The organism is Thiomonas sp. FB-Cd (assembly GCF_000733775.1).
Lineage (GTDB): Bacteria > Pseudomonadota > Gammaproteobacteria > Burkholderiales > Burkholderiaceae_C > Thiomonas_A.
The window spans coordinates 1,723,701-1,749,482 of sequence record NZ_JPOE01000002.1 but is presented as its reverse complement, the minus strand read 5'-3'; the positions used below and the strand labels follow the sequence as shown (position 1 = coordinate 1,749,482).

Below are 25,782 nucleotides of genomic sequence, written 5' to 3'. Positions count from 1 at the left end.
CCCCCGCAATGCGTGTGCTGCTCGTCAAGACCAGTTCAATGGGCGATATCGTGCATGCGCTCCCCGTCGTTGCTGACCTGCATGCGGCCTTCCCTGGGATTCATATCGAGTGGCTGGTCGAAGAGGCCTACATGCCCATCGTTCAGGCACATCCTGGTGTGGAGAACGTCATTCCGATTGCGCTGCGGCGCTGGCGCAAAAACCTGCTCCATCCCGAAACGCGCAACCAGTGGCGAGCCTTCGTGCACGCTCTGCGTGCACGGCCGTTCGATGCCATCATTGACTTGCAAGGACTGGTCAAAAGCGCCGTCATCGCGCGCTTGGCCCGAGGCCCTCACCTGGGTCTTTCTTGGGCTTCGTCGCGAGAAGCGCTGGCTTCGATGTTCTATGACCGGCGCATGCAAACCCCTCTGGGGCGCACCGAGGCTGCCGTGCAGCGCTACCGTCAACTCGCTTCCTGGGCGCTGGGATACACGTCTTCGGCTCCACCGATTTTCGGGCTCCAGGTGCGTGCGAACCGGCCAGGCTGGCTGCATGGTCGTCGTCCTTATGTCGTGTTGCTTTCCGCGACAGCGAAGGAGCGCAAACTCTGGGCGGAGGAGCGCTGGGTTGCGTTGGCTGGATGGTTGCGTGAGCAGGGCTTGGTCAGCGTGTTCGCTTGGGGAAACGCCAGCGAACGCGCGCGGGCTGAGCGACTCGCTTCGGGCGTCAGTGCTCAGGCCGGCGAAGACGCGGAGGGTCTTGCCCACGTAGCGCCTGAAGCCTTTGGCCTCGATGTTTGGATGGGTGTGCTCAAGGCTGCGCATTTGGTGGTCGGTGTCGATACCGGTTTGTTGTATCTCGGTGCAGCCGTGGGTACCCCCGCTGTCGCCATCTACGCGGGGTCGTCACCGCACAGCGTCGAGTTCGAATCAAGCGGCCCCTGGCGCAGCTTGGGCGATGACGGTAAGCCGCCGGACGTGCACGCGGTGATGCAGGCCGTGGGCAGTGTGTTGGGATGGGCCGTGCTGCCCGCTGCAGTGCCCGTGCACGGCCCGGCGCCCTGAGCATGTTGGCAAACAACGCCGGTTGCGCATGTCAGTGACCCCAGGGGACGGTTCGTCCCGCAAGATGGCTTGGGCTTTGCGTCTGTACACCCTTGCGTGGTGGGTTCTGCTGCCGTTTGCCGTGTGTCGCCTGTTTTGGCGCGCGCGCCGCGAGCCGCTGTACCGCACGCATCTGGGCGAACGCTTTGGCTTGTATGGGGCGTTGCCAGGCAAACACGCGCTGCGCAACGGAAGTCGTCCCCTGCTGTGGATGCACGTGGTGTCGCTCGGCGAAACACGCGCAGCCGAGCCTCTGCTGGAATCACTGCGTCGTGCACATCCGGACCTTGCCGTGCTGCTTACGCACATGACGGCGACGGGGCGCGATGCCGGGCGACTGCTGCTCAGGGATGGCGACCTGCAGTGCTGGTTGCCTTATGACCTGCCGGGTTTCATACGTCGTTTTCTCCTGCACTATCGGCCCACTGCGGGCGTCCTGATGGAAACGGAGGTTTGGCCTAATCTGGCGCAGAGTTGTGCACAGCTCGGCGTGCCCCTCTTGCTGGCCAATGCACGGCTGTCCGCGCGCAGCGCTGTGCGCTGGGCGCGGTGGACGGCACTCGCCAGACCTGCATTTGAGGCGATCACGGCCGCCACGGCCCAGAGCGAGGCCGATGCGCTGCGGCTGCAAGGACTGGGCCTCCACGATGTGACCGTCTCGGGAAACCTCAAGTTCGACCGCGCGAGCGATCCCGCTCTGCGAGAACGTGGGCTGAATTGGAAGTCCGTGGTTGACCGCCCGGTGCTGCTCCTGGCATCGACCCGCGAGCATCAGGGCTTGGCCGAGGAGTCGCTGCTGCTTGATGCCTTGCCTGCCCACGTGCTTCAGCGCGCTTTGCTCGTCGTGGTGCCGCGCCATCCCCAGCGCATGGATGCGGTCTATGCGCTGCTATGCGACCGTGGCTTGCGCGTGGTGCGCCGCAGCCAGGCGCTGCCGGAGCGCGACACCCAGGTCTGGCTTGGCGACAGCGTGGGCGAAATGCCCGCCTATTACGCCATGGCTCATGCCGCCTTCGTCGGGGGCAGCCTTCTTGCGCTGGGTGGGCAGAATCTCATTGAGGCCTGCGCCGAGGGCTGCCCGGTCGTCATGGGTCCGCACACGTTCAACTTTACCGAGGCGGTGGAGCAGGGTATCGCTGCCGGGGCGGTCGTTCAGGTCGGGGACGCGGCGGCGGTGTGGGCCTGCTTTGGCGCATGGCTGGATGACGCGTCCAGCCACAAGCAGGCAAGCGAAGCAGCCCTTCGTTTCGCAGCGAGGCACCGCGGGGCTGCGGCCAAACAGGCTGACTGGATTGGCCGTTACCTCATGGGGTCACGCACAGGCCCCAGTTCGTCAATACGTGGGCACGGAGGGATCGACCTCGCGTGACCACGCGGTGATCCCACCTTGCAGGTTGTAGACGTTGCTGAAACCGCTTTGCGACAGAAAATTGGCAACCTGCATGCTGCGGCCACCGGTTCGGCACATCACCAAGATGCGTTTGGATTTGTCCAGATCCTGAAGGCGCAGCGGTATGGTTGCCATGGGAATGTGGGTGTGCCTGAGATGCTTGTGCTTGATCGAGGCGCGTTCCACTTCCCAAGGCTCACGTACGTCGACGACCTGCCAGGAAGCAAATTGCTCGTGCTTTTCGTCGAGCAGCGCGCGTAATTCGCCCACGGTCATTTGTTCGATCATCGAAGCGATCCTCAAAAGCGGAAACGGGGGGATTCAGGAAAACCGTGCAGCCGCGGCGCGACGGTGTCGAAAAGGTCGACGACCTTGGATTCCTTCGGGCCGGTGCGCGTGAGCAACTGAGCGCGCATCATGGGGGCATCGCCGACGATGGTCAGAAGGCGCCCACCCGGTTTGAGGCGTGCAACCAGCGCCTCGGGGATCTGCGCAACCGAACCCGACAGCATGATGGCGTCGAATTCGCCAGGAGGCAGTTCCTTCGACGCATCCATGCATCGCACGGTAACGTTCATCACGGCGGCTTGGCGCAGCTTGTGTTGTGCCATTTCGGCCAATTCGGGGTGGATCTCCAAGCTCACCGCATGGGCGCAGCGGTGCCCAAGCAGCGCGGTGCCGTAGCCGCTTCCGGTGCCGACCTCGAGCACCCATTCGTGCTTGCGCACAGCCAGTTCCTGCAGCATCCGGGCTTCCAGTTTGGGTGACAACATGCTCTCACCGCATGGCAGGGGAATGTCCATGTCCGTGAAAGCGAGGCTGCGGTAGGCCGTGGGCACGAAATCCTCGCGCTTGACGGCACCCAGCAGGTCCAACACGTCCTGGTCCAGCACGTCCCAGGGTCGGATTTGCTGCTCGATCATGTTGAAACGGGCACGTTCGAAGTCCATGGCTCGATAGTTTCAGGCGAAAACCGACATTTTAGGGTGGAGCGGCGGCGCCGTGCGAGAAAGACGCCGTCTGCGCTTTGCGCGGCCTTCAATTCCAGGAGTGAGCGTACAGGCGATTGCGCCTGGCGATGATGCGCGGAAGGCGTTGGCGAACTGTGGGATACGTGGCGGTCTTGGCTTGCTTGGCTCAAGTGGGGTCGCGGTGGCGACCGCGGTAACGGAAGGTAAGACAAATCGCCAAACAATCAAGAACGATTATCATTTGCGGGGACGACACTCCGATACTCCTCCAGGATCCGTATGAGCACCCCGCAGGCGGCCAGTCCGCAATGTCATCGACCTACAGCGCGCTGGACAATATTCTTTGCCGTCCTGGGCCCCGGCTTGGTGGTGATGCTGGCCGACACGGATGTGGGCAGCATACTGACCGCAGCGCAAAGCGGCGCCCAATGGGGCTATCAGCTGCTCAGCCTTCAACTTTTGCTCATTCCCATTCTGTACGTGGTCCAGGAGCTCACGGTTCGCCTGGGGATCTTCACCGGCAAAGGCCATGGCGAGCTGATCCGCACGACTTTTGGCGCTGGGTGGGCTTGGGTTTCGGTCGGGGGCTTGGCAGTGGCTACTGTGGGTGCCCTGCTGACCGAGTTTTCCGGCGTCGCTGGAGTGGGCGAGTTGTTCGGGGTGCCGCGCGCATGGAGCCTCACGATGGCCGCCGTGTTTCTGCTGACCATCGTATGGACCGGGAGCTACCGGCGGGTGGAGCGCGTGGCCATCGCTCTTGGCTTGTTCGAACTCGTGTTCATTTGGGTGGCCTTGCAGGCTCCGATCGATCCGCGCGCACTTGCGCACGGACTTGCGAGCGTGCCGGCACATCATCCAGGATTTTTGTACCTGGTTGCGGCCAACATTGGTGCGGTAATCATGCCGTGGATGGTCTTCTACCAGCAGTCAGCAGTTGCTGACAAGAAGCTCAGACCTGATCAGTACACAGCTGCGCGGTGGGATACGGCAATCGGTGCCGCGTTGACTCAGGTGGTGATGGCAGCCGTGCTTCTGGTCGCTGCGGCCACGCTGTGGGCCGGGCATCTGAGCCCGCCGCTGGGAACCGTGGGCCAGGTGGCGCAGGCCCTCACCCCTTTTCTGGGGCAGACGCTCGGCCACACCCTGTTTGGCTTGGGAATTCTGGGCGCAGCGATGGTGGCGGCCATCGTTGTGGCCTTGGCGGCGGCCTGGGGTTTCGGCGAGGTCACTGGGTACAAGCACTCACTTGAATACCACCCGCTTGAGGCTCCGTGGTTCTACGTCGTCTTCACCCTCGGTGTGTTGGGCGGCGCCTTGATTGTGGCGCTGGCGCCCAATCTGGTGGCGTTGTCCGTGGGCGTGGAAGTCATGAATGCGCTGATGCTGCCCGTGGTTCTTGGTTTTCTGGTCGCACTAGGGGTCAAGGCATTGCCGCCCGAGCACCGATTGCGCGGGTGGTATTTCTGGGTGGTGCTTGGGGTGGTGGTCTTGACTTCTTCACTCGGTGTCTACGGTGGATTGAGCGGCGTGTTCTGAGCCGCGTACGTTACCGTGCACCCAGGCAGCGTGCGATGCACGCCACGCGATAATGCAGGCTTTTGCCTGTACGCCGCATGGATCTGTACACCTCATTGGCAGCAACCATCCTCGGCCTGGTCGAGGGGATGACGGAGTTTCTGCCGATTTCCTCCACCGGCCACCTGATTCTCACCGCCAGTGTCCTGCACTGGGTCGGTGACAAGGCCAAGGTGTTCGAGATCGCGATTCAGGGCGGGGCCATGCTGGCCGTGATGTGGCATTTTCGGATGCGGTTGATCGCGACGATGCAGGCGATGGTGTCGCCGGAGGCCTCCGAGCGCAAACGAGCCTCGCACTTCGCCCGTAACCTGTGCATTGCCTTTGTGCCGGCTGCATTGCTTGGACTGGCATTTGCGTCCGCCATCAAGCGCTATCTGTTCGCCCCCGAGCCTGTGGCGCTGGCATTCATTGCTGGCGCTGTCGTGATCCTCTGGGCGGAGGGCCGCCAGGCCCGCGTTGACGTGGTGCGCGTGACTTCCGTGGATGCAATGGGCGCGCTTGATGCGCTCACGGTGGGCGTCGCGCAGGCCGTCGCCCTGATTCCCGGCACCAGCCGTTCGGGGGCAACCATCATCGGGGGAATGCTGTTCGGGCTCAGCCGCGTGGCAGCAACCGAATTTTCCTTTTTTCTTGCGATTCCCACCCTGATGGCGGCCACGATCTACGACGTTGTCAAGCACCGCAGTCTTCTTGGTGTGGGGGATTTACCGTCCTTCGCGCTCGGCATGGCGGTGTCTTTCCTGTCGGCGCTTGTCGTCGTGCGTTGGCTGCTGCGCTACGTGGCTGCGCATAGCTTCGTGCCTTTCGCGTGGTACCGGCTCGTCTTTGGAGGGCTCGTGCTGCTGACGGCACGCATGGGTTGGGTTGACTGGGCGCACTGAACCCAGCTGCATCACCCCGGCTCGTGCGGCTATTCGCCGCGCGGGTGATCAGGACGGCTGCAACGTTGGGTTGGCGCGCCGCACGAACAGCAGGTCCCAAACGCCGTGGCCCAGACGCAGGCCGCGCTGCTCGAACTTGCTGGGCGGCCTCCAAGCCGGGCGCGGCGCGAAGCCGTCGGCGGTGTTCAACAGGTTTGAATTCGCCGACATGACCTCCAGCATGTGCTGGGCATAAGGTTCCCAATCGGTGGCGCAATGCAGGTAGCCACCAGGCTCGAGGCGACTGCTCAGCAAATCCACAAAGGCGGGTTGGATCAGTCTGCGCTTGTGGTGGCGCTTCTTGTGCCAGGGATCCGGAAAATACACGTGCACGGCGGCAAGCGAGTTTGGTGCCACCATGTCGCGCAGCACATCCACCGCATCGTGTTGGACGATGCGCTGGTTGGTCAGGCCCAGCGTCTCGATACGCAGCAGCAAGGCGCCGACACCCGGCGTATGAACTTCGACGCCGATGAAGTCGCGATCCGGGTGGGTCTGGGCAATCTGGGCCGTTGCTTCGCCCATGCCGAACCCCACCTCCAGAATTTTGGGGGCGCAGCGGCCAAAAACGGTGTCCCAGTCCGGTTCACTGGCGCGGTAGGGAAGAACGAAACGGGGTCCGAGTTCAGCCAGAGCGCGTTCTTGGCCTCTCGTTGTTCGCCCGGTTCGCAGGACGAAGCTGCGTACCGGCCGCGCGCGCAGCGCGCCAGTTGGCGGCAGTTCTGCCGTGGACGGACTCAACTCGGGAATGGATGCATCAGGCATGGGCGTCAGGCTGAAGGCGGCCGACGTAGAAACCGGGCGTTCCGGTGAGGCCTGCTTGGCGAAGTGCATGGAGCGGGTGAAGGGAATCGAACCCTCGTATGCAGCTTGGGAAGCTGCCGTTCTACCATTGAACTACACCCGCAAAACGTTCGATTATAAACGGCCGGTCCAATGCTTGTTTCCACATCCTCCTCGCCGCAGTTCCTGGGTTTGCCGCCCGCCATCGCACCGCACACGCGCTTGCTGATTCTGGGCAGTTTTCCAAGCCGCGCGTCGCTTCAGGCTCAACAGTATTACGCCCATCCGCGCAACCAATTCTGGCCCCTGCTGGCGGCCTTGTTTGATGAAGACCTGACCAGCATGCCGTACGCCACTCGGCTGCAGGCTGTTCTCAGGCGCGGCTTGGGCATCTGGGACGTGTATGCGGCCTGCGAGCGGCAGGGCAGCATGGACGCCGCCATCACGAAGGCACAACCCAATGATCTGCGCGCCCTCGCGGCGGGATTGCCGCAATTACGCGCTATTGCCCACAACGGCGGTGAGTCCGCTCGGCTGATGCGCCTGACTTGCAGTTTGGCGCCAGCGTGCCACCGCTTGCCCTCAACAAGTCCGGCCAACGCGAGTTGGAGCTTCGCACGTAAGCTCGAGGCATGGCGTGGGGTATTCATCAGCCATGGACTGATCGCGGCTGACGCCTGAGCGCGTATCACGCTCTTGCAGCATCTACACTGAGCCAATGCAAGCATCCAGACCCACCAATCTGAACGAGCACGTCCGGCGGGAGGACAAGACGGCGGTCGCGGCCATGCATGGCCCGCTCGAATGGCGCGAATTGCTTCGCTGGTTGCACGAGGACGGCCTGATCGACGATGCGGGGCTACGGCAGGGGATGGATCGTACTGCCCACGCCAGTGCGCGCCTGCATGCCTTACAGAAGGTGGCAAACGCCGGATTGGTGCGCGTATCTGACGCCAAAGCCCTGGATCTGGACCTGCTCACAAGTTGGTTGGCGACGCGTGCAGCCTTGCCCTATTTGCGGATCGACCCGCTGAGGGTGGATATCGGGAAAATCGGTGACTTGATTTCGATGAACTACGCCGAGCGCCATCGTATCTTGCCGGTGGCGGCTGACGCTGAGGGCGTGACGGTCGCCACGGCCGAGCCCTTTGACCTCGCATGGAAGCCTGAGCTTGAGCGCATGTTGCGCCGGGCGATCCATCTGGTTGTGGCCAATCCAATCGACATTGCGCGCTACACCAACGAGTTCTTCAGTCTTGCTCGGTCGGTGCGGCAGGCGCAGAAAAATGGCTCAGCTTCTGGCGTGAGCGGGGTGAATCAGTTTGAGCAACTGGTCGAGTTAGGCAAGAGTGGGCGTGCGCTGGACGCCAATGACGCCGGTGTGGTGCAGGTGGTGGACTGGCTTTGGCAATATGCCTTCGAGCAGCGCGCATCGGACATCCACCTGGAGCCGCGACGCGAACTTGGCGTGATCCGCTTTCGTATCGATGGCGTCCTGCAGACCGTCTACCAAGTGCCGCCTTCGGTTATGAATGCCATGACCAGCCGCGTCAAGTTGCTGGGCCGCATGGATGTGGTGGAAAAGCGTCGCCCACAGGATGGGCGCATCAAGACGCGCAGGCCGGCGGGTGACGAGGTCGAACTGCGCCTGTCCACGCTACCCACCGCCTTCGGCGAGAAGCTGGTCATGCGCGTCTTCGACCCCGACGTTGTGTTGCGTGATATGGCCGCCTTGGGATTCCCAGCGGCGGAGGCGCAGCGTTGGCAGAATTTGACGAGCCGACCGCACGGCATCGTGCTCGTGACGGGCCCAACCGGAAGCGGCAAGACCACCACTTTGTATTCAACGCTCAAGCGTCTGGCGACTGACGAAGTCAATGTGTGCACGGTGGAGGACCCGATCGAGATGGTCGAGCCCAGCTTTAACCAGATGCAGGTCCAGCCTGGCCTTGACATGGGCTTTGCCGAGGGGCTGCGCGCGCTGATGCGACAAGACCCTGACATCATCATGGTGGGTGAGATTCGTGACCGCGAGACGGCCGATATGTCCGTACAGGCCGCCCTGACCGGTCACCTCGTGTTGTCCTCCTTGCACACCAATGATGCCCCTGGGAGCATCACAAGGCTGCTGGAGTTGGGTGTGGCTCCCTACTTGGTGAATGCCACCGTGCTCGGCATCCTCGCTCAGCGACTGGTGCGCACGCTTTGCCCCCATTGCAAACAGCCTGACGACAGTTTCGATCAGACCACTTTTCAGCACGCGGTCGCCCCTTGGAGGCCGAGCACGAGGATTTCCCCATACAAGCCAGTGGGTTGCCCAGCGTGCCGTAACACCGGTTATCTTGGTCGATTGGGGCTATACGAATTGCTGGTGGTCAGCCCGGCCTTGCGCACCCTCGTGGCGGCCAATGCCCCGCTTGAGGCGCTGCGCCAGCAAGCCGTCAGCGACGGCATGCGTCCGCTGCGGCTGGCTGGCGCGCTCAAGGTTGCAGAGGGCAGCACCACGCTCGATGAAGTCCTGCATGCGACGCCTGTCGCCCAAGGCTGAGGCGTGTTCCTCTTGCCAGACCGACTCGCGGCCTTTCACACCAGGCAGTTTCCAATGACCAGGGAGTTTCCGATGCTCATCCGCACATCCTTCCAAGCCCTTGCTGCAGGTATGGTTCTGGCCAGCGCGGTGCCTGCCTATGCGTTCAACCTCGGCGACCTGCAAAACCAGCTCGGGGGCGTGTTGCAAAAGGCAAACCCCGGGACATCACAGCAGCCTGCGCAGCAGACAGCTCCCTCGGATACGGGGGGAAGTGCATCCGGGAGTACCGCAGCGGTTGCCGCGCTGAGTTCAGGCGAGGTGGGGCAGGGGCTGAAGGCGGCGCTGTCGCGCGGCGTCGACACGGCGGTCAGCACGCTGGGCCGCACGGATGGTTTCTACGGCAGTCCCAAATGGCGCATTCCGCTGCCGCCTGCGCTTGAGAAGACGACCAGTCTCATGCGCATGGCCGGCATGGGTTCGCAGGCTGATGCCTTGGACCTGGCCATCAACCGCGCTGCCGAGGCCGCCGTGCCCGAGGCCAAAGACCTGTTGGTTTATGCGGTGAAAACCATGAGCATTGCGGATGCCAAAGGCATTCTCACTGGGGGCAATGAGGCGGCAACCGCCTATTTCAAGCGTAAGACCGAGGCTCCTCTGACGCAAAAGTTTCTGCCCATCGTGCGACAAGCGACGGCGAAAGTGGGACTGGCGCAAACCTATGATCAGTATGCCGGCCAAGCCGCTCAATTCGGGCTCGTCAGTGCAGACCAGGCCAATATCGATACCTACGTGACTCAGCAGACGCTGAACCGGCTGTATCAAGCCATCGGGGAAGAGGAGAGAGCCATTCGCACGGACCCCGTGGGAACCGGCAGCGCGCTGATCGGCAAGGTTTTTGGCGCGCTGAAGGGCGGGTAACAGCACCTTCGCGCATTCGCTTCATGCACGCCACGTCTCGATCAGTGGACTTGCATCCGGCGCACGCGCACTGGCGAGCGGGGGCGGCGGCCGGCCTACAGAATCTGCTGCTTGGCGGTGCCTGGACCGTGCACGGGTTGTCCCCTGCACCCGTGCTGGCGTTGCCCGAGGCCTGCACGACGGTGCACCTGCAAGCGGCGGCCGATGCGGAAGGCGCGCGGCTGCAGATGGACACGGCCGGCGCGCTGGTCCTGGCGCGCAGTCTCCAGGCATGGGCTGAGGCTGGCGTCGTCATAGACCGCAGCGCGCTGAGCTCCGCGCAACGCCAACTCATCGAACTCGTGCTGTCACGTGCCGCGGCGGAGCCACCGCAGCAGCACGGGGACCATCCCGGGCTGCTCGGGGACATTGGCCGCGCAACGCTGGCTGCCCTTAACGAGGGTCGCGAGTTTCTCAAGGTCATCGGAGAGCTGGTTTGGCGCGGCATGCCGCTGCTCCTGACGTTTTGGCGGATCCGGTGGCGCGAGGTCGTGGCCGAAATCGATGCGGCGGGTTTGCGCGCGCTGGGCATCGTGGGCATGTTGTCGTTCCTGATCGGGATGGTGATGGCCTACCAGGGCGGTGCGACCCTGGCCACCTATGGAGCCAACATATTCATCGTCAACCTGGTGGCGGTTATCACGCTTCGCGAGCTCGGGCCGCTGCTGGCCGCCATCCTGGTCGCCGGGCGAACCGGCTCGTCATACACAGCCCAGCTAGGGACCATGCGGATTACGGAGGAAGTCGACGCATTGCGCGCGTTGGGTCTGTCGCCTTTCGAGATATTGGTCTTTCCGAAGGTCATGGCATTGGTCGTGACCTTGCCGCTGCTGTCCCTGTTTGCCGACGTCATGGGGCTGATCGGAGGAGGCGTTGTGGCTTCGGTCGGATACGGCGTGCCTTGGACCGAATATCTTGCACGCGTTCCGCAGGTGGTGGACGGGCAGACGTTGTTGCTCGGGTTGGTGAAGGCGCCGGTTTTCGCCGTGATCATCGCGTTGGTCGGTTGCATGCAAGGCCTGCGTGTGTCAGGCAGCGCTGCTGCTGTTGGGCGTGCCACCACGGTCGCGGTGGTGCAGTCGATCTTTCTGGTGATCGTGATTGATGCTGGTTTTTCCGTGCTTTACAACTTGCTGGGTCTATGAGAAGCGACACCTCTGCTGTCATCGACGCGCGTGGCATCGTCAACCGATTCGGTACCAACGCTGTGCATGACGGGTTGGATCTAGCCGTTCCCCGCGGCTGCATCATGGCGCTTGTGGGTGGCTCGGGAGCGGGAAAGACAGTACTGCTTCGCACGCTCATTCTGCTGCGTGAACCGCAGGCCGGAAGCCTGAAGCTTTTCGGACAGGACGTTCGCGGCGCAAGCACGGACGCGCGCCAGCGCCTGCGCCAGCGCATTGGGGTGTTGTTCCAGGGAGGTGCGCTGTTTACGGGGTTGACGGTGCTCGAAAACGTCCTGCTGCCCATTCGCGAGCATGGCGCGGTCGACCGTCGATTGCTGTCCGATATTGGCATGCTCAAGATCCGTCTGGCCGGACTGCCGGCAGATGCGGCGCACAAATACCCATCGGAGCTCTCGGGAGGCATGGTCAAGCGTGCGGCATTGGCACGCGCGTTGGCCCTCGACCCCGAATTGCTCGTGTTGGACGAACCCACATCAGGATTGGATCCGGTTGGCGCGGCGGGTTTCGACAACCTCATCCGAGAGTTACGCGACCTTCTTGGATTGACCGTCCTTCAGGTGACGCACGATCTAGACTCGATCTGGCATGGCAGCGAGTTGGTTGCCTTTCTCGCGCGCAAGCTCGTGCTTGCGATCGGCTCCGCGGCCGAGTTGGCGCAGCGCGACGAGCCAGAACTCAAAGCTTATTTCCGGGAGGGCCGATCCCTGGCTTTTTTGCATGAGGCGCAAGCAGCAAGGCCGCACCACGCTGGCTTGCCATGAACGGGCATCTTTGCTGTATGGTTCGATGAGGATTGAGGTTGCATGATGGAATCCAAGGTCAACTACACCGCTGTGGGCGTGTTCGTCGTCTTGTTCGGTTTGATGCTGGCCGGTGTGAGTGCGTGGCTTGCAGCGGGCAGCCGACAGGGCAACAGCGTGCCCTACCTCGTTTATGCGACGGACAATGTCAACGGGCTCAACGACGCAAGCAACGTGTTGTACCGCGGGGTGCAAGTCGGGAAAGTCGCTTCCATCGAGATCGATCCGGCCAATCCGGCGCTCATCCGGATCAAATTGCACATTGACAAGGATGTTCCGGTACGGGCCGACACGGTGGCACAGCTGAGTCCGCAAGGGGTGACAGGACTTTCGGTGATTAATCTCACCGGCGGCCATTCCAGCGAGTTGCTCCGGGCCAAACCTGGCCAGGCTTATCCGGTGATTCCTTATGCTCCCTCAGTGTTCTCGCGCTTGGAAGGAGGGATCAGCGAAGCGACGGTCGTCCTGTCGAAAATTGCCAACCGCCTCGACCTGCTGCTGAGCAACGAGAACCTGCGCGCCTTCAGTCAGACGTTGGCACACGTTGCCCGCGTCACGCAGACGGTGGATGCGCACCGCCAGGATCTCGGGCAGACGTTAGTGAATCTGCGCCAGTCGAGTCAGGAACTGTCTGCGATGGGGGCAAATGCACAGCAACTCACCGCCCAGAGCGCCAAGTTGCTTAGCCAGTTGAGCGACACGACCCAGCAACTGCAAGTGACTCTGGGCGATATGGATGAGGCCGCTCGAACTTGGCGCGTGGCAGGGCAGGGCGCCGTCACCCTTGGTGCGGCCGGAGCACGTGCAGTCAACCAGTTGCATGACAACACCCTTCCTGGGCTTGACCGCCTCACCGGTAACCTCGAACAACTCAGCAGCCAGCTCACGGAACTCATCCGCAGCCTCAAGGGCAACCCAAGCCAGTTGCTCTATGGCCCGCCCAAGCCAGCAGCCGGTCCGGGAGAGCATTGATGACCTTTGCGATTCGCTTCTTGGCGCTTGCCCTTGCGCTTGCGGCAGCCACTCTGGGTGCGGGATGCACGCTTTCCGCAACGGGCGCCCAGGCGCAGACGACGTACCGTCTGTTGGCTGCGCCCGTGGTCGTTCCAGCCAATGCGCAGCCGGTGGTGATTCGGCTGCTTGCGGTGGGGGCAGCACCTGGTCTGGGTGGCACAGCCATGCTGTACAGCGCACAGCCGGGTCAGATCGAGCCTTACCGGGATAGCCGCTGGGTGGCGCCGCCTGCTGACCTCATCCGCGCGGCTATTGCCCAGACGTTATCCAGGCAGTCCTGGGTGAGCGCTGTGGAGCAGGCGACGCCGCTTGCACCGGCCGACTGGACTCTCCACTGTGAGCTCGTGCGACTCGAGCATGACGTCTTTGCGGATCACGGTGTCGTGCACCTGGACATGACCTGCCAGCTCGTCCAGGCCATCCCCCGCCGCGTCTTCGCGCATTGGCACGTGGATGCTCAACAAGTGCTTGGGGTCAACGATGCCGCGCACTATGCGCAAGCTGCCCAAAGTCTGCTCCAACGAGCCGTGGCGCAGATCGTGACAGAGGTTGCGCGTGCCGTGGTCCATGGCGTGGCGTCATGAACGAGTTGCCACACCTTCCCGGCTCGCGACCACGCCCCGTCGTGGTGCATCGACAACGCGCAGGTGCGTGAGGATCGGTCCTTTCGATCCTTCGCGCTCAGGTCGTCCAGCATGCCCGGCATGCCTAAGGCGCTCTGCACATTTGTCCCACCCCGTTTCGAACAACGGGTGTGGAATAGCCGTGCGGCACCCCCCCGGTCGAGGCCCGCTGTCCATCGACGAGATGTCGGAATCATGGAGATGGGCGAGCAGGCCTCTGCTTCACAATAAGGCCCGCGACTTCAGTCGCTTGTCATTTAGAAACGGTCATGCGGCATGGATTGGGCGTGCGCACCGGCTCCAGTCGGCGGCCAGTTCAGTGGGAGACGGCGTCACTTTCAACATGTGTGCGGATCAGATCCAGAAGGGCGTCGCCATAGGCATCGCGCTTCTTGTCACCCACCCCTGAGATGCCGCGTAGCTGGTCGAGGTTGCGCGGCCTTGCCAGGGCGATGGCTTGCAGCGTGGCGTCTGGAAACACCACATAGGCTGGCACGCCGTGTTCCTTGGCGACGCCGCTTCGCCAGGTGCGCAGGCTTTCAAAGAGCGCGAATTCGCCCGCGGAAAGCACGGACTGGCGTGCGGTGGTCGTTGCACTCGTGCGGCGTTTGCGCTCCGATGGCTGCTCCCTGCGTTTGAGGTGAATGCGACGCTGCCCGCGCAGCACGTCACGGCTGGCGTTGGTGAGATGAAGCACGTTGAAGTGAGTGGCGTCGACCTCGAGAAGATGCTGGGCGGCGAGTTGGCGCAGCAATGAGCGCCAATCAGCTTCGGACAGATCGCCACCAATGCCAAAAGTGGAAAGCGCGTGGTGGCCGTAACGCTCCACCTTTTCAGTGCGCTTGCCCCGCAGCACATCAATGATGTGGGTGACACCGAAGCTGGAGCCGCTGGTCTGGCGGCAACGGTAGATCGTCGACAGCAGCTTTTGTGCTGCTTCGGTGGCGTCCTCCAGAGCTGGTGGTGCCAAGCAGTTGTCGCAGTTGCCGCAGGGCGTGCTGGGTTCGTCAAAATACGCCAGCAGGCGCACGCGTCGGCAGTCCGCCGCTTCAGCCAAGGCCAGCATGGCGTCAAGTTTCCCCGTGGACAGGCGCTTGTATGGGTCGTCCGCATCCGAGAGTTCAATCAGCCGGCGCTGTTGCACCACATCGGCAAGGCCATAGGCCATCCATGCTTGGGCCGGCAAGCCATCGCGTCCGCCGCGCCCGGTCTCCTGGAAATAGCCTTCAATGGACTTCGGCATGTCCAGATGCGCGACAAAGCGCACGTCCGGCTTGTCAATGCCCATGCCAAAGGCGATTGTGGCGACCATCACGATGCCGTCCTCATCCAGAAAGCGGCGCAGGTGGCGGGAGCGCGTCTCAGTGGGCAGACCTGCGTGGTAGGGCAGCGCGTTCACCCCGTGTGCCGCCAGCATCATGGCCACCTCCTCCACAGTGTTGCGCGAAAGACAGTACACCACGCCGCAGTCGCCTGCATGCTCACCGCGAATGAATTGGAGCAGTTGCGCGCGGCCGTCGCGCTTTTCGACAACGCGGTAGCGGATGTTGGGCCGGTCGAAGCTGGACACGAATGCGCGGCCGTCCTGAAGCAGCTTGTCCGCGATTTCCTTGCGGGTGGGCACGTCTGCGGTGGCGGTCAGCGCAATGCGCGGTACGTCCGGCCAGCGGTCGCGCAGCATGGCAAGCTGACCGTATTCCGGGCGGAAGTCGTGCCCCCATTGGGACACGCAATGCGCCTCGTCAATGGCGAACAGCCCAATGCGGCACGCCTCCAGGAGGCGCTGGCCGGACTCACTCAACAGGCGTTCGGGGGCCATGTACAGCAAATCCAGTTCGCCGCGCCGCGCTCTTGCCTGCACCTCGCGTGCATCGTGCGCATCCAGGGTGGAGTTGAGGAAGGCGGCGCGAATGCCAAGTTCACGCAATGCCACGACCTGGTCCTGCATCAACGCGATGAGGGGCGACACCACAATGCCGATGCCGGGACGGAGTAACGCCGGAATCTGGTAGCAGAGCGACTTGCCGCCACCGGTGGGCATCAGCACCAGCGCATCGCCGCCACGCACGACGTGTTCGATCACCTCGCGCTGCATGCCGCGAAAGGTGGGGTAGCCCCAGATGTGTTGCAAAAGGTGTTCGGCGCTAATGGCGGGTTTGGGGCTGGCGTTCATTCCGAAAGCCTAGCAACTCCGCAGTTCGTGTGCCCCGCACGCGGGCATGCACGGAGGCGGAGAGGATGCATGCGGCTGCAGAGGTTACGTTTGATCACGGGCGAACGGTGCGGCACAGACTAAAAATGTTGAGTGGCAATCCAATTTGCGACGAAGGTCAATTCGACCGCTTGAGAGGAGATGATCATGGCCAGTATTCCCGTCGCGGGAGTGACCCCATCTGCCGCGCAGCGTAAGGTTCACAAGGTTGCCGGCATCTGGAGTCTGTTGTTCGCGAGCCTGACCGCCATCGTTGGGTCGGGCTGGCTGTTCGCGCCTCTGAACGCGGCGCAGCAGGCCGGGCCAGCGAGCGTCGTGTCTTGGGTCATCGGCGCGGTGGCGATCCTGCTCCTGGCCTTTGTCAACGCGGAGTTGACAACGGCCTTTCCGCGCATGGGTGCGGTCATCACGTTTCCAAAGCTCAGCCACGGCAGCCTCATGGCTGCGGTGATGAGTTGGGTCGTGTTCCTGGGCTACGTCAGCGTGGCGCCCGCTGAGGTGCTGGCGGTAGTGACCTATGCAAACAACTACATCCCCGGTCTGGTTCACGTGCACACCCATCTTCTCACGCCATTTGGGTTCATGGCTGGTGTGGTGCTGTTGGGGGCGTTCGTGGGGATCAATGCGCTTGGCGTGAAGGCGTTGCTGCGAGTGGGGAATACGGTGATGATCTGGAAGCTCATTGTGCCCGCCCTGACGGTCATCGTGCTGCTTGTCGTCACATTCCATGGTGAGAATTTCACGGCCCAGGGCTTTGCACCGATGGGTATGCAGGGCATTGTCGGTGCGGTGGCGGCCTCGGGCATCGTGTTCAGCTACCTCGGGTTCCGGCAGGCCATTGAGCTGTCTGGGGAGGCGAGCAATCCTCAGCGCGACCTGCCGATCGCCATCTTGGGCTCGGTCCTGATCGCAGCTGTTCTTTTCATTGGTCTGGAGGTGGCGTTCGTCGGTGCAGTGAACCCGGCTGATCTGGCCCAGGGATGGGGCAAGCTGCATTTTGCCGGGTCAGCCGGACCATTTGCGGGCTTGGCAGTGCTGGTCGGCATGAGCTGGCTTGCTGTGCTGCTTTACATTGACGCCGTCGTCTCACCGGCGGGCACAGGGCTTGTTTACGGGGGTACCACCGCGCGCGTGATCTACGCCACCGGACACGACGGCCTGGCATTTAGCTGGCTTGCTTCGCTCAACAAGAAGGGGGTGCCCGCTGCAGGACTTTGGCTCACCTGGATCGTGGGGATGTTCTTTTTCCTGCCATTCCCGTCTTGGCAGAAGATTGTGACATTCATCTCTTCAGCGGCCGTTCTTGGCTACGGCGTGGGGCCCGTCACGCTATTGACGCTGCGTCGCACGCTGCCCACGGGGCAATATCCTCGCCCCTTTACCCTCAAAGGCGCGTGGCTGTGGGCGCCCTTGGCTTTCATCGTGTCCAACTTCATCATTTATTGGTCGGGAAGGACGACCGACGATTTTCTTTTCGGCGCGTTGCTTGTGATCTTTGTGCTGTACCTGATCGCGCAGGCTTTGCGTGGGCGCCTTGGGCAATTGGAGTGGAAAGGGGCATCGTGGTTGCTTCCCTACTTTGTCGGCATGTGGGCCATCACGCATTACGGTCCTTCGGATGCGGTCATCGGGGGTGCCGGTGCATTTGGCTTCTACACCGGGATGGGGCTCGTGGCGGTCCTGAGCCTGGTCGTGATGGCGCTGGCTGTCATGACAGGGCTGCCTGAGCCCGAGGAAGCACGCGCCGTGATTTTCGCGACCGACCCTGAAATGCGTGCGCGCGAACTCCCGAGTTGAAGTGCGGCGTGCGGGTGCACGAAACCCGCCATGCGGCGGGTTTCGGCGCTTCAGCGACGCTCAGTCGGCAGTATGAGCTGGCCTGCATCACTGGCCACTTTGTCACGTGATGGCACAATCGTTTGCCTCTGCATGCCAAGCCCCTCGACTTCGAGTTCGACGGCGTCGCCGGCCTGCAGAAAACGTGGCGGTTTGCGGCCCAATCCGACGCCCGAGGGAGTCCCGGTCGCGATCAGGTCTCCAGGACGCAGCGTCATGAAGTGGCTGAGGTAGCTCACGATTTGCGCGACGCTGAAAATCATGTCTCGGGTGTTGCCGGTCTGCATCCGCTGACCGTTGACATCCAAATGCAAGTTCAGGTTCTGCGGATCGGGGACTTCATCAGCCGTGACGAGCCATGGGCCGACCGGGCCGAAACCGTCCAGCCCCTTGGACTTGTCCCACTGGCTACCGCGCTCAAACTGGAACTGTCGCTCCGACACGTCGTGCAAGGTGCAATAGCCGGCGACGTGGCCAAGCGCATCAGCCACCGACGCATAGCGGGCCTCGCGCCCGATGACCACACCGAGTTCAACCTCCCAGTCCATGCGCGTGGAATGCGGGGGACGCTCGATAGGGTCGAAGGGCCCGCTGATGCAAGTGGTCCATTTATTGAACACGATGGGCTCGCTGGGCAGCGCTTGCCCCGCTTCGGCGGCATGGTCGCGATAGTTCAGACCAATGGCGATGTATTTGCTGATGCCGACGAACGGCACGCCTAGCCGGGGGTTGCCTCGCACCATTGGGAGACTTTCGGGGTCCAACTTGCGCAAGGCACGTTGCCCCTTTGGCGCATACACGTCGGGGCTGATGTCAGCCACAACGCCGCGCAAGCTGCGCAGCACCCCCTTGGCGTCGATGAGGCCAGGTTGTTCACGCCCAGACGGGCCATAGCGGACGAGTTTCATAAAAGCTCCAGATGAACTCTCCCGCCACTAAACCGCTTGCGCGGTTGTCGTGGGGGTTTCGCGGGTCACAGACTTCGACTTGCCCCGTTGCCGTGGCAGAGGTTTCGGTCTCGCCGCCACGCCCGTCCCAGGCGTGTCCTGCGTATTGAATGCGTCGATGAGCACCACCAACGCGCTGTTTTGGTCGCGTTGCATGACATGCCCGCAGTGCGGGCAGACATGCATGCGCTCTGCGAGCGTCTTGGGCACAATCTCCCAGCACGCCGCGCAGCGTTGCGACGGTTTGAGCTGGCGCGTATTGCTCAGATGCAGCCGCGTACCAGCTTCTTCCGCTTTGTACGCGAGCATCGGATGCGCCATGCCGAACCCCGCCGAGAGGATCTCCCGGTTGAGTCCGGCCTTTTGCCGCACGCGACGGCCCGGTGTCTCCACCGTGCCCTTCGCGCTGCGGCTCATGTTCTTGGGTGCGAGTTCTTCGGTCGCCAGCACCGCGCATTGCCGCACCATCCTGGTCGTTTCCTTGTGCACGAAGTCCCGGCGCCGATTGCCGATACGCTCGTGCAGCCGGGCGATGCGGCGCCCGAGCCGTTTGAAGCGCAGCGATCCCTTCTTCTTCCTGGCGCGCTGCCGCTGCAGCGCGGCAAGGCGCGGCAGTTCCTCGCGCACCCAGCGCGGGTTATCGATGGTCCGTCCATCATCGAACGTCGCCCAGTCGGTGATCCCGAAATCCACGCCACGCCGCATGCCGGCGGTGCGCTGCCGCGCACAGGCCGACTCGGGCACGCGCAGCGTCACCGACACGAACCACCCACCACCTTTGCGCGTGAGCGTGATGTCGTTGGGTTTTGCCTGATCGCCGAAGCGGTGCAGCCCGCGCGCCCGAATGGACATCGCAGCCTCGCCACTGCCGATGCGCAGCGTGGCACCACGGCCGCCGTGCTGCATGAGCTTCCATCCCGACGGGTCTGGATACGCGAAGCCCGCGAACCGCTTGGCGGCCTTGAACCGCGGGAATCCGGGCGTTTGACCAGCTTTGACCCGGCGAAAGAACGACTGAAAGGCGAGATCCAGCCGCCGCAGCGTTTGCTGCAGCGCGTGGCTACCGAGTTCCATGAACTCAGGCCGCTCCGCCTTGATCTGCGGCAGGACGTTCTGCTGCTCGTCGTAAGAGATGGACTTCCGGGCCTTGTGCCAGGCGTCGATGCGCTCTTCGAGCGGCGCGTTGTACAACTCGCAGTGCAGCCGCGTCCACGCCTTCAGCCGCGCCATCTGCGCGGCATTGGGATACAGCTTGAGCGTGACTTTGCGCCGTTGCATGCTGGTATTTTATCCAGCCTCGCAAGGAACAACAAGCGAAACCCGCCCGCTTGACCCCCTCCTGCCCGGACGGCTTCGCCTGAGCGACGCTGTGCGTCGGGCCGGGCGAGGAAGGGGAATGCGCGGGCATTTGTTCAGGGGGGGATGGGCAGAAATCGTGATGGCGTGACACGACAGAGGTGCGTCGCGCATTCCGGTCAATAGGCATTCGACTGGAGCCAGCGGTTGCGCTCGTCGCTGAGCGCCTCGTGCAGGGGCCTCGCGGCAACGTCCAGGATCTGTTGCTTCAGCACCGCAAAGCTTGTCGGGGCGTGTCGTGCCATGCCTTCGGCGAGTTGGACTGCATCTTGCAAGGCGAGACCGGGATCGGCGAGACGGCAAACAAGGCCCAGCTGATGCGCGCGTTCCCCCGCGAGCGCTGTGTCCAGCAGGAGCAGCTCGCTCAGCAACGACGGCGCCGCGAGCCTTTGCGCAGCAAACCATAGCGCTCCTGCGCTTTGGCCGGATAGTTGTGCTGCAACCGGCAAGCTGAATTGCGCGTTGCGCGATGCAACGATGAGGTCGCAGGCCAGCGCAAGCGCCAGGCCTGCGCCTCGCGCCTCGCCTTCAACTGCGGCGATGACGGGTTTGTCGCTGTCGTGAAGCGCCAGCAACCAGTCGTGCAACGCGTCGATGAAGGCGACATCAGTGTCGGCAGGAGCCGGTGCGGCGCCGGCAACACCCCTGGTCTGCTCCCCAACGCCGAGACAGAACTGCTCGTCGCTGCCTGTGAGGACGATGACCCGGATATCAGGATCGCGCAACGCGGTGGACAGAGCTTCGATGCCCGCATGTGCCATTGCCGGCGTCATCACGCTATTTGCCGTGCCGAGTTGCAGGTTCAGGATGCTGACCCGGGCGCCTGGATCAGGCGTGTTCATCGAATGAGGGGACATCGGCTTCGGTTGTGCAGGCGAGGTGTGGGGGAGCGCTGGGTTTTAGGCGCCGAAGCGCCATTTTTACAAAATCGCTCACGAAATCGGCAACTGACCGCGCGGCGACCCCACAGCCTCGCGAGGAGAATCACCGGCCATGTGATCAGAGCTTGGCCAGCCGATCCAGCGCCATGTCAAGTGTGGCCTCACGCTTGGCAAAGCAAAAGCGAACGCAGCGGCGCGCCGCGTTCGGTGCGGGTTCGAATGCCGTCAACGGAATCGCCGCGACGCCCACGTCCCGCGTTAGCCACTCGCAGAACTCGGCCTCAGACCGCTCATCCAGAGCGGAGTAGTCCACGCACTGGAAATATGTGCCCTCGCAAGGCAGCAAGCTTAGCCTCGTGGCGGCCAACCCCGAGCGGAAACGGTCGCGTTTGGCTTGGTAAAAGGCGGACAGGTTTAGGTGTGCGTCGGGCCGTGTGCGCAGGTAATGTGCCAGTCCCGCCTGCATCGGCGTGTTGACCGTGAACACGTTGAACTGGTGCACCTTGCGGAATTCACGCATGAGGGTGCGCGGCGCCGCCACCATACCCACTTTCCAGCCCGTGGCATGGTAGGTCTTCCCGAAACTCGAGACCACGAAACTGCGCTGGGCAAGCTCCGCAAACGCGGCAGCACTTTGGTGCATGGTGCCGTCGAACACCATGTGCTCATACACCTCATCGGCAATCAGCAGGGTATCCGTGGGAGCGAGCAACGCAGCCAAGCGCCGCATGTCGGCAGCGCTCCACACCCGGCCGCTGGGATTGTGGGGCGAGTTGACCAGGATGGCACGCGTGCGCGAAGTCAGGGCTGCCGCGATCGCAGCGAAGTCAGGACGGAAGTCCGCAGCCAGAGGGACGAAGACGGGCACGCCTCCGGCCAGCTCGATCGCTGGCGCGTAGCTGTCGTAGGCTGGTGTGAGGATGATGACTTCATCGCCCGGATGGACCACGGCCAGAATGGCGGTGAGCAGCGCCTGCGTTGCCCCCGCAGTGATCGTGATTTCCTCAGCGGGGTCGTATCGGTTGCCGTGGAGGGCTGAGATCTTGTCGGCCAGGGCTTCACGCAAGCCCGGCAGGCCCGCCATTGGCGGGTACTGGTTGTGCCCAGCGCGCATTGCGGCAGTCACTGCATTGACCAGTTCGGGGTCAGGGTCGAAATCGGGAAAACCCTGCCCCAGGTTGATCGCGCCGCACTGCTGTGCCAAGGCGGACATCACGGTGAAAATCGTGGTGCCCACGTGAGGCAAGCGACTATGCAGGGCGGGACTGCGGGAGATCACAGGGACGGATTCGACTGTGGACATTGCTGGTGGCCTTCGGGCGAAGTGCAAGCGGCGTTAAATGGAAAAATCCGGGCTGGTTTCACCGCGCAAAACCTGTTCCACCAGTTTGCGCGACAAGCGTTGCGAGAGCAGTTCAGTGAGGACGTAGACGAAACCGCGCTGGTAAACGCCCCGCTTGAATGCCACGCGCGTGAGGTTATGACCGAACAGATGTCCCGCCGGGCGCGCACGCAATTGCGTGTCTCGCTCCGGGTTGAATGCCATCTCTGCGATCAACCCCACGCCCAGCTCCAACTCCACATAGGTCTTGAGCACGTCCGAATCGATGGCCTCGAGCACGATATCGGGCTGCAGACCGTGCTGGGCGAATGCGTGGTCGATGCGTCGACGACCCGTGAACGCAGGGTCGTATGTCACGATGGGGTAGCGCGCAAGCTCGGCGAGCGAAAGATCCGGGAGGTCGGCCAGCGGATGGTTCAGGGGTGTCACCACCAGATGCTGCCATTCGTAGCACGGCAGACTGATGAGATCGGCGTGTTCTGCCAGGCTTTCTGTCGCCAAGCCCAAATCGGCGCGTTCTTCCAACACGGCGTGCGCGACTTGATCGGGGTTGCCTTGCAGCATGTGAACCTGAACACGCGGAAAGCGCCGGCGGAATTCAGCGATCACGTGCGGTAGGCGGTAGCGGGCCTGGGTGTGGGTGGCCGCGATGGTGAGCGCCCCGCTGTCCTGCGCGGCATAGTTCTGGCCGATGCGCTTGAGGTTGTTCACTTCGCGCAAAATCACATCGACGCTGCGCAGCACCTCCTCGCCGGGGGCGGTGAGCTTGCGAATGCGTTTGCCGTGGCGGCTGAAAATCTCGACCCCCAGCTCGTCTTCAAGCTCGATGATGGCCTTGGACACACCCGGCTGCGAGGTGAACAAGGCGCGCGCAGCCTCGGTGAGGTTGAAATTGCGGCGCACGGCTTCCTGCAGGAAGCGGAACTGATGAAGGTTCATGGTCCGATGGTCGACTCAGCGTCTTGAAGTGTCTTCAGCGATATTGCACGCGCCAGACGAAAAACACGAGCGCTGCCGAGCCGTAGAGAAGGTAGGGCAGCGCGGCGGCAACCCAAGTGGGCCAACTCGCCACCAAGCCCAGCCTGGATGTCAGGGTGTTCATGAGAATGAAGCTGATGCCCAGCATGATGCCACCGAATACCTTCCAGCTGATCTGACCGGAGCGCGCGTGGAGATAGGCAAAGGGTAAGGCGAGCATCATCATCACCACGGCGCTCAGGGGGTAGAGGAGCTTGCGCCACAGCGCAATTTCGTCACGCTGGACAGCCTGGCCGTTTGCCTGCAGATGGTCGATGTAGCGCCATAGATCGACGACTGACATATTTTCCGGGCTGAGGAGAAGGACGTTGAGTACCGTGGGCGACATTGCGGTGCGCCAGGGCAATTCCGCCGTGTGCCGGATCTGCAAGGCTTCGCCAGACTGGGTTGGCAGGCTAATCGAAGTGACCCGCCGCAGCAGCCAAGTCCCCCCACTGCGATAGACGGCTGCGGCGGCATGCACGGTCTCGACGAGATGCGCGGCGCTGTCGAGCTTATAGATGTGCACGTCGCGCAATTCACCCCCCGCCGACACACTGCCAATATTGATCATCTGATCGTTCTGCCCGTCTTGGCGGTTACGAAGCCAAAGCCCCGAGCTGAGTTGGGTGCCAAACTGTCCGCCCTGGGCCTTGGCTTGCAATGTCGCAGCAATACGCTCGGCGCGTGGTGCGGCGAATTCACCCAGTGCAAAGATCAGCGCGGCGAACACCAGCCCGAGTCCCAACAATTCCAAGAGCGCGCGGCGCGGGCCCAGGCCCGACATGCGCATGACGGTGAATTCGCTCGAGGCTGCAAGGCTGGCCAGCACATACACCGTGCCAGTGAGCCCCGCGATCGGCAACAGCTCATAGGCTCGACTGGGCAGTTGCAGTGCGACCATGACCAGGATGTGGCCCAGCGCAGGCGTGGCTCCCGCATTGCTGAGTTCGTTGATCACATCAAGGAAAAACAGCAAGCCGAGAAACACCACCAGCACGATGCCGCTGGCGGCCGCGATTTGCAGGAATAGGTAACGCCGCAGGGTACGCATGGTGGCCGAGGTTCAGTGTGACGCTGTCGGCCCTTGCAATCGGTTGGCCGAGGGTCGCGCTTGGAGGCCGCGCCGCCAAGTCAGCAGTCCCTTGTAGAAGGCAAGGGCGATCAGCACGAACGCAGCTGTGCCATGCAAAATAAGCAGTGCCGCACCCAGGCTCAGCTTTCCCTGGTCGATCCACCCCTGCGCGGCGTTGAGAAAGTTCAAATAGGTGAGGTAGATGAGGATGGCCATGATGAGCTGCAACGCGCGGCCTGCCCTGGGATTCGTGGCGGAAAGTGGAATGGCCATGAAAACCAGAAGCACCGTGGAGATCGGTACGCCAATGCGCCATGACAGCTCGCCGAGCCAGGCGGGTATGTGGGACATGGCCAGGGTCAGGGTGGAGATCTCCCGGCTGGGGGTGTTGGCCAGGCGTGCCGCCTCAGGTAACGTTGACGCTGCGGACGGTGGCGCGGCGATGGCCGAAAGGCGTATGCCCATTTGTGAAAACCCGGTGATCTGGTAATCGGCTTGCCCGGGCGTGTGGGTGTAGCGGTGGCCGCTGTCAAGCATCAGATAGCGCGAACCGTCATGGTTCTGCAATTTGGCCGACTGCGCCAGGGTGATCGTCTCCTTGCCGTTGCCCTTGTCGCGGATGAAGATGTTGCGAGCGAGACCCTGGGCGTTGGCGCCTTTGCCAATGAAAAAAACGCGCTGCCCTGAAGCGGACTGGCGAAATTGACCGGGCGCAACGCGCGACAGATCGGATCGCTGCTCGAAACGTTCGCGCAGGGCCGCATTTTGCTGGTTGGCCCAAGGCCAGGCGATGAGGGTCAGCAGCGCGATGGCCAGGATGACCGGCGCGGAAAAGCGCAACGTCGTGCCAAAAAACTTCAGGGGTGCCACGCCCGCACCCGACCAAATCACCATTTCCGAGTCGCGATGCATGCGCGAGAAGCTCATGAGGACCGCAATGAACAGCGCCAGGCCCAGGATGAATTGCAGATAGCTCAGACTTGCCAGACCGATAAGCAGGAACAGATCCTGAGGATTGGCCTGCCCTTCCGACGCCTGGCCGAGGATGCGGATGAGCATGAGGGTGAGCACCACCGAGAACAACACGGTGAAGCTGCCGCCGAAATTGCGGGCCATTTCGCGGCGCAGGGAGGTGTCCAACAACATCAGCGGAGGGCAAAGGATCAATCAGGTGCACGAAGCGTGTGCGAAATGTTCACGCAGAGGGTACACGCAGTAGTCGCATTCGTGTGTGGCGGCACGCTTGCGTGGGCTCGGTGGAATAATGAAAGCGTCATC

At 62.7% G+C, this 25,782-nt stretch carries 23 protein-coding genes and 1 tRNA gene; 12 read left to right on the top strand and 12 right to left on the bottom strand.

Annotation, left to right across the window (positions count from 1 at the left end; genetic code table 11):
- The first annotated feature begins 8 nt into the window (after positions 1-8).
- Positions 9-1,046, top strand: a complete 1,038-nt coding sequence (gene waaC, locus CD04_RS0108530) for a lipopolysaccharide heptosyltransferase I (RefSeq protein ID WP_051849041.1) — start codon at positions 9-11, stop codon at positions 1,044-1,046.
- Positions 1,047-1,074: 28 nt separating this feature from the next.
- A complete protein-coding gene (locus CD04_RS0108525) occupies positions 1,075-2,454 on the top strand; it encodes a 3-deoxy-D-manno-octulosonic acid transferase (protein WP_231480505.1) in 1,380 nt (459 codons plus the stop codon).
- Here the strand turns inward: CD04_RS0108525 and CD04_RS0108520 are convergent.
- Both CD04_RS0108520 and CD04_RS0108515 read right to left on the bottom strand, forming a co-directional pair.
- On the bottom strand, positions 2,419-2,763 hold the full coding sequence (locus CD04_RS0108520; RefSeq protein WP_031405878.1) for a rhodanese-like domain-containing protein: 345 nt from the start codon (positions 2,761-2,763) through the stop codon (positions 2,419-2,421). The genes CD04_RS0108525 and CD04_RS0108520 overlap by 36 nt on opposite strands.
- Positions 2,764-2,774: 11 nt before the next feature.
- Complete coding sequence (locus tag CD04_RS0108515; protein ID WP_031405876.1) at positions 2,775-3,425, bottom strand: protein-L-isoaspartate O-methyltransferase; 651 nt, start codon at positions 3,423-3,425, stop codon at positions 2,775-2,777.
- Between the two features lie 300 nt (positions 3,426-3,725).
- Between CD04_RS0108515 and CD04_RS0108510 the strand changes: the two genes are divergently transcribed.
- Both CD04_RS0108510 and CD04_RS0108505 read left to right on the top strand, forming a co-directional pair.
- Positions 3,726-4,982 (top strand): NRAMP family divalent metal transporter, encoded by a 1,257-nt coding sequence (locus tag CD04_RS0108510; protein ID WP_031405874.1) that lies wholly within the window; start codon positions 3,726-3,728, stop codon positions 4,980-4,982.
- Positions 4,983-5,059: 77 nt separating this feature from the next.
- Positions 5,060-5,905 (top strand): undecaprenyl-diphosphate phosphatase, encoded by an 846-nt coding sequence (locus CD04_RS0108505; RefSeq protein WP_031405872.1) that lies wholly within the window; start codon positions 5,060-5,062, stop codon positions 5,903-5,905.
- A gap of 48 nt (positions 5,906-5,953) precedes the next feature.
- Here the strand turns inward: CD04_RS0108505 and trmB are convergent, their stop codons facing one another.
- Together trmB and CD04_RS0108495 are read right to left on the bottom strand one after the other, a co-directional pair.
- Complete coding sequence (gene trmB, locus CD04_RS0108500; protein WP_081857864.1) at positions 5,954-6,778, bottom strand: tRNA (guanosine(46)-N7)-methyltransferase TrmB; 825 nt, start codon at positions 6,776-6,778, stop codon at positions 5,954-5,956.
- A tRNA-Gly gene (locus CD04_RS0108495) sits at positions 6,778-6,851 on the bottom strand. Before CD04_RS0108495 ends, trmB begins: the two co-directional genes overlap by 1 nt.
- A 29-nt stretch (positions 6,852-6,880) precedes the next feature.
- Here CD04_RS0108495 and CD04_RS0108490 point away from each other — a divergent pair.
- From CD04_RS0108490 to CD04_RS0108460, 7 genes are all read left to right on the top strand, one after another.
- The gene (locus CD04_RS0108490; protein WP_031405868.1) at positions 6,881-7,408 is read left to right on the top strand and encodes a DNA-deoxyinosine glycosylase; all 528 of its coding nucleotides are present in this window, start codon (positions 6,881-6,883) and stop codon (positions 7,406-7,408) included.
- A gap of 106 nt (positions 7,409-7,514) precedes the next feature.
- On the top strand, positions 7,515-9,275 hold the full coding sequence (locus tag CD04_RS0108485) for a GspE/PulE family protein (RefSeq protein ID WP_231480615.1): 1,761 nt from the start codon (positions 7,515-7,517) through the stop codon (positions 9,273-9,275).
- 72 nt (positions 9,276-9,347) lie between these two features.
- Positions 9,348-10,175, top strand: a complete 828-nt coding sequence (locus tag CD04_RS0108480) for a DUF4197 domain-containing protein (RefSeq protein ID WP_031405865.1) — start codon at positions 9,348-9,350, stop codon at positions 10,173-10,175.
- 23 nt (positions 10,176-10,198) lie between these two features.
- Positions 10,199-11,359 (top strand): ABC transporter permease, encoded by a 1,161-nt coding sequence (locus CD04_RS0108475; RefSeq protein WP_031405863.1) that lies wholly within the window; start codon positions 10,199-10,201, stop codon positions 11,357-11,359.
- On the top strand, positions 11,356-12,162 hold the full coding sequence (locus CD04_RS0108470; protein ID WP_031405861.1) for an ABC transporter ATP-binding protein: 807 nt from the start codon (positions 11,356-11,358) through the stop codon (positions 12,160-12,162). Before CD04_RS0108475 ends, CD04_RS0108470 begins: the two co-directional genes overlap by 4 nt.
- Before the next feature lie 42 nt (positions 12,163-12,204).
- Positions 12,205-13,173: an MlaD family protein gene (locus CD04_RS0108465; protein WP_231480504.1), complete on the top strand. Its 969-nt coding sequence runs from the start codon at positions 12,205-12,207 to the stop codon at positions 13,171-13,173.
- The gene (locus CD04_RS0108460) at positions 13,173-13,799 is read left to right on the top strand and encodes an ABC-type transport auxiliary lipoprotein family protein (RefSeq protein ID WP_031405857.1); all 627 of its coding nucleotides are present in this window, start codon (positions 13,173-13,175) and stop codon (positions 13,797-13,799) included. Before CD04_RS0108465 ends, CD04_RS0108460 begins: the two co-directional genes overlap by 1 nt.
- A 355-nt stretch (positions 13,800-14,154) precedes the next feature.
- On the opposite strand, the gene recQ is transcribed toward CD04_RS0108460, so the two are convergent.
- On the bottom strand, positions 14,155-16,011 hold the full coding sequence (gene recQ / locus CD04_RS0108455) for a DNA helicase RecQ (protein WP_031405855.1): 1,857 nt from the start codon (positions 16,009-16,011) through the stop codon (positions 14,155-14,157).
- A 186-nt stretch (positions 16,012-16,197) separates the two neighbouring features.
- On the opposite strand from recQ, the gene CD04_RS0108450 reads away from it, so the two are divergent.
- Positions 16,198-17,847 carry an APC family permease gene (locus tag CD04_RS0108450; RefSeq protein WP_051849247.1) on the top strand — a complete coding sequence of 550 codons (1,650 nt, stop codon included), beginning with the start codon at positions 16,198-16,200 and terminating at the stop codon, positions 17,845-17,847.
- 50 nt (positions 17,848-17,897) lie between these two features.
- Here the strand turns inward: CD04_RS0108450 and CD04_RS0108445 are convergent, their stop codons facing one another.
- The 7 genes from CD04_RS0108445 to lptF all read right to left on the bottom strand — a co-directional run bounded on the left by CD04_RS0108445 (position 17,898) and on the right by lptF (position 25,650).
- Positions 17,898-18,794, bottom strand: a complete 897-nt coding sequence (locus CD04_RS0108445) for a fumarylacetoacetate hydrolase family protein (protein ID WP_038167625.1) — start codon at positions 18,792-18,794, stop codon at positions 17,898-17,900.
- Between the two features lie 27 nt (positions 18,795-18,821).
- Positions 18,822-20,111, bottom strand: coding sequence for an RNA-guided endonuclease TnpB family protein (locus CD04_RS0108440; RefSeq protein ID WP_031405849.1), 1,290 nt, complete (start codon positions 20,109-20,111; stop codon positions 18,822-18,824).
- A gap of 197 nt (positions 20,112-20,308) precedes the next feature.
- On the bottom strand, positions 20,309-21,031 hold the full coding sequence (locus CD04_RS0108435; protein WP_051849039.1) for an enoyl-CoA hydratase-related protein: 723 nt from the start codon (positions 21,029-21,031) through the stop codon (positions 20,309-20,311).
- A gap of 157 nt (positions 21,032-21,188) precedes the next feature.
- Positions 21,189-22,373, bottom strand: a complete 1,185-nt coding sequence (locus CD04_RS0108430; RefSeq protein ID WP_031405845.1) for a pyridoxal phosphate-dependent aminotransferase — start codon at positions 22,371-22,373, stop codon at positions 21,189-21,191.
- Between the two features lie 33 nt (positions 22,374-22,406).
- Entirely contained in the window at positions 22,407-23,351 is a 945-nt protein-coding gene (locus CD04_RS0108425; RefSeq protein ID WP_031405843.1) for a CysB family HTH-type transcriptional regulator, read from the bottom strand.
- A gap of 34 nt (positions 23,352-23,385) precedes the next feature.
- The gene (gene lptG, locus CD04_RS0108420; RefSeq protein WP_031405841.1) at positions 23,386-24,483 is read right to left on the bottom strand and encodes an LPS export ABC transporter permease LptG; all 1,098 of its coding nucleotides are present in this window, start codon (positions 24,481-24,483) and stop codon (positions 23,386-23,388) included.
- Between the two features lie 12 nt (positions 24,484-24,495).
- A complete protein-coding gene (gene lptF / locus CD04_RS0108415; RefSeq protein ID WP_031405839.1) occupies positions 24,496-25,650 on the bottom strand; it encodes an LPS export ABC transporter permease LptF in 1,155 nt (384 codons plus the stop codon).
- Positions 25,651-25,782 lie beyond the last annotated feature (132 nt).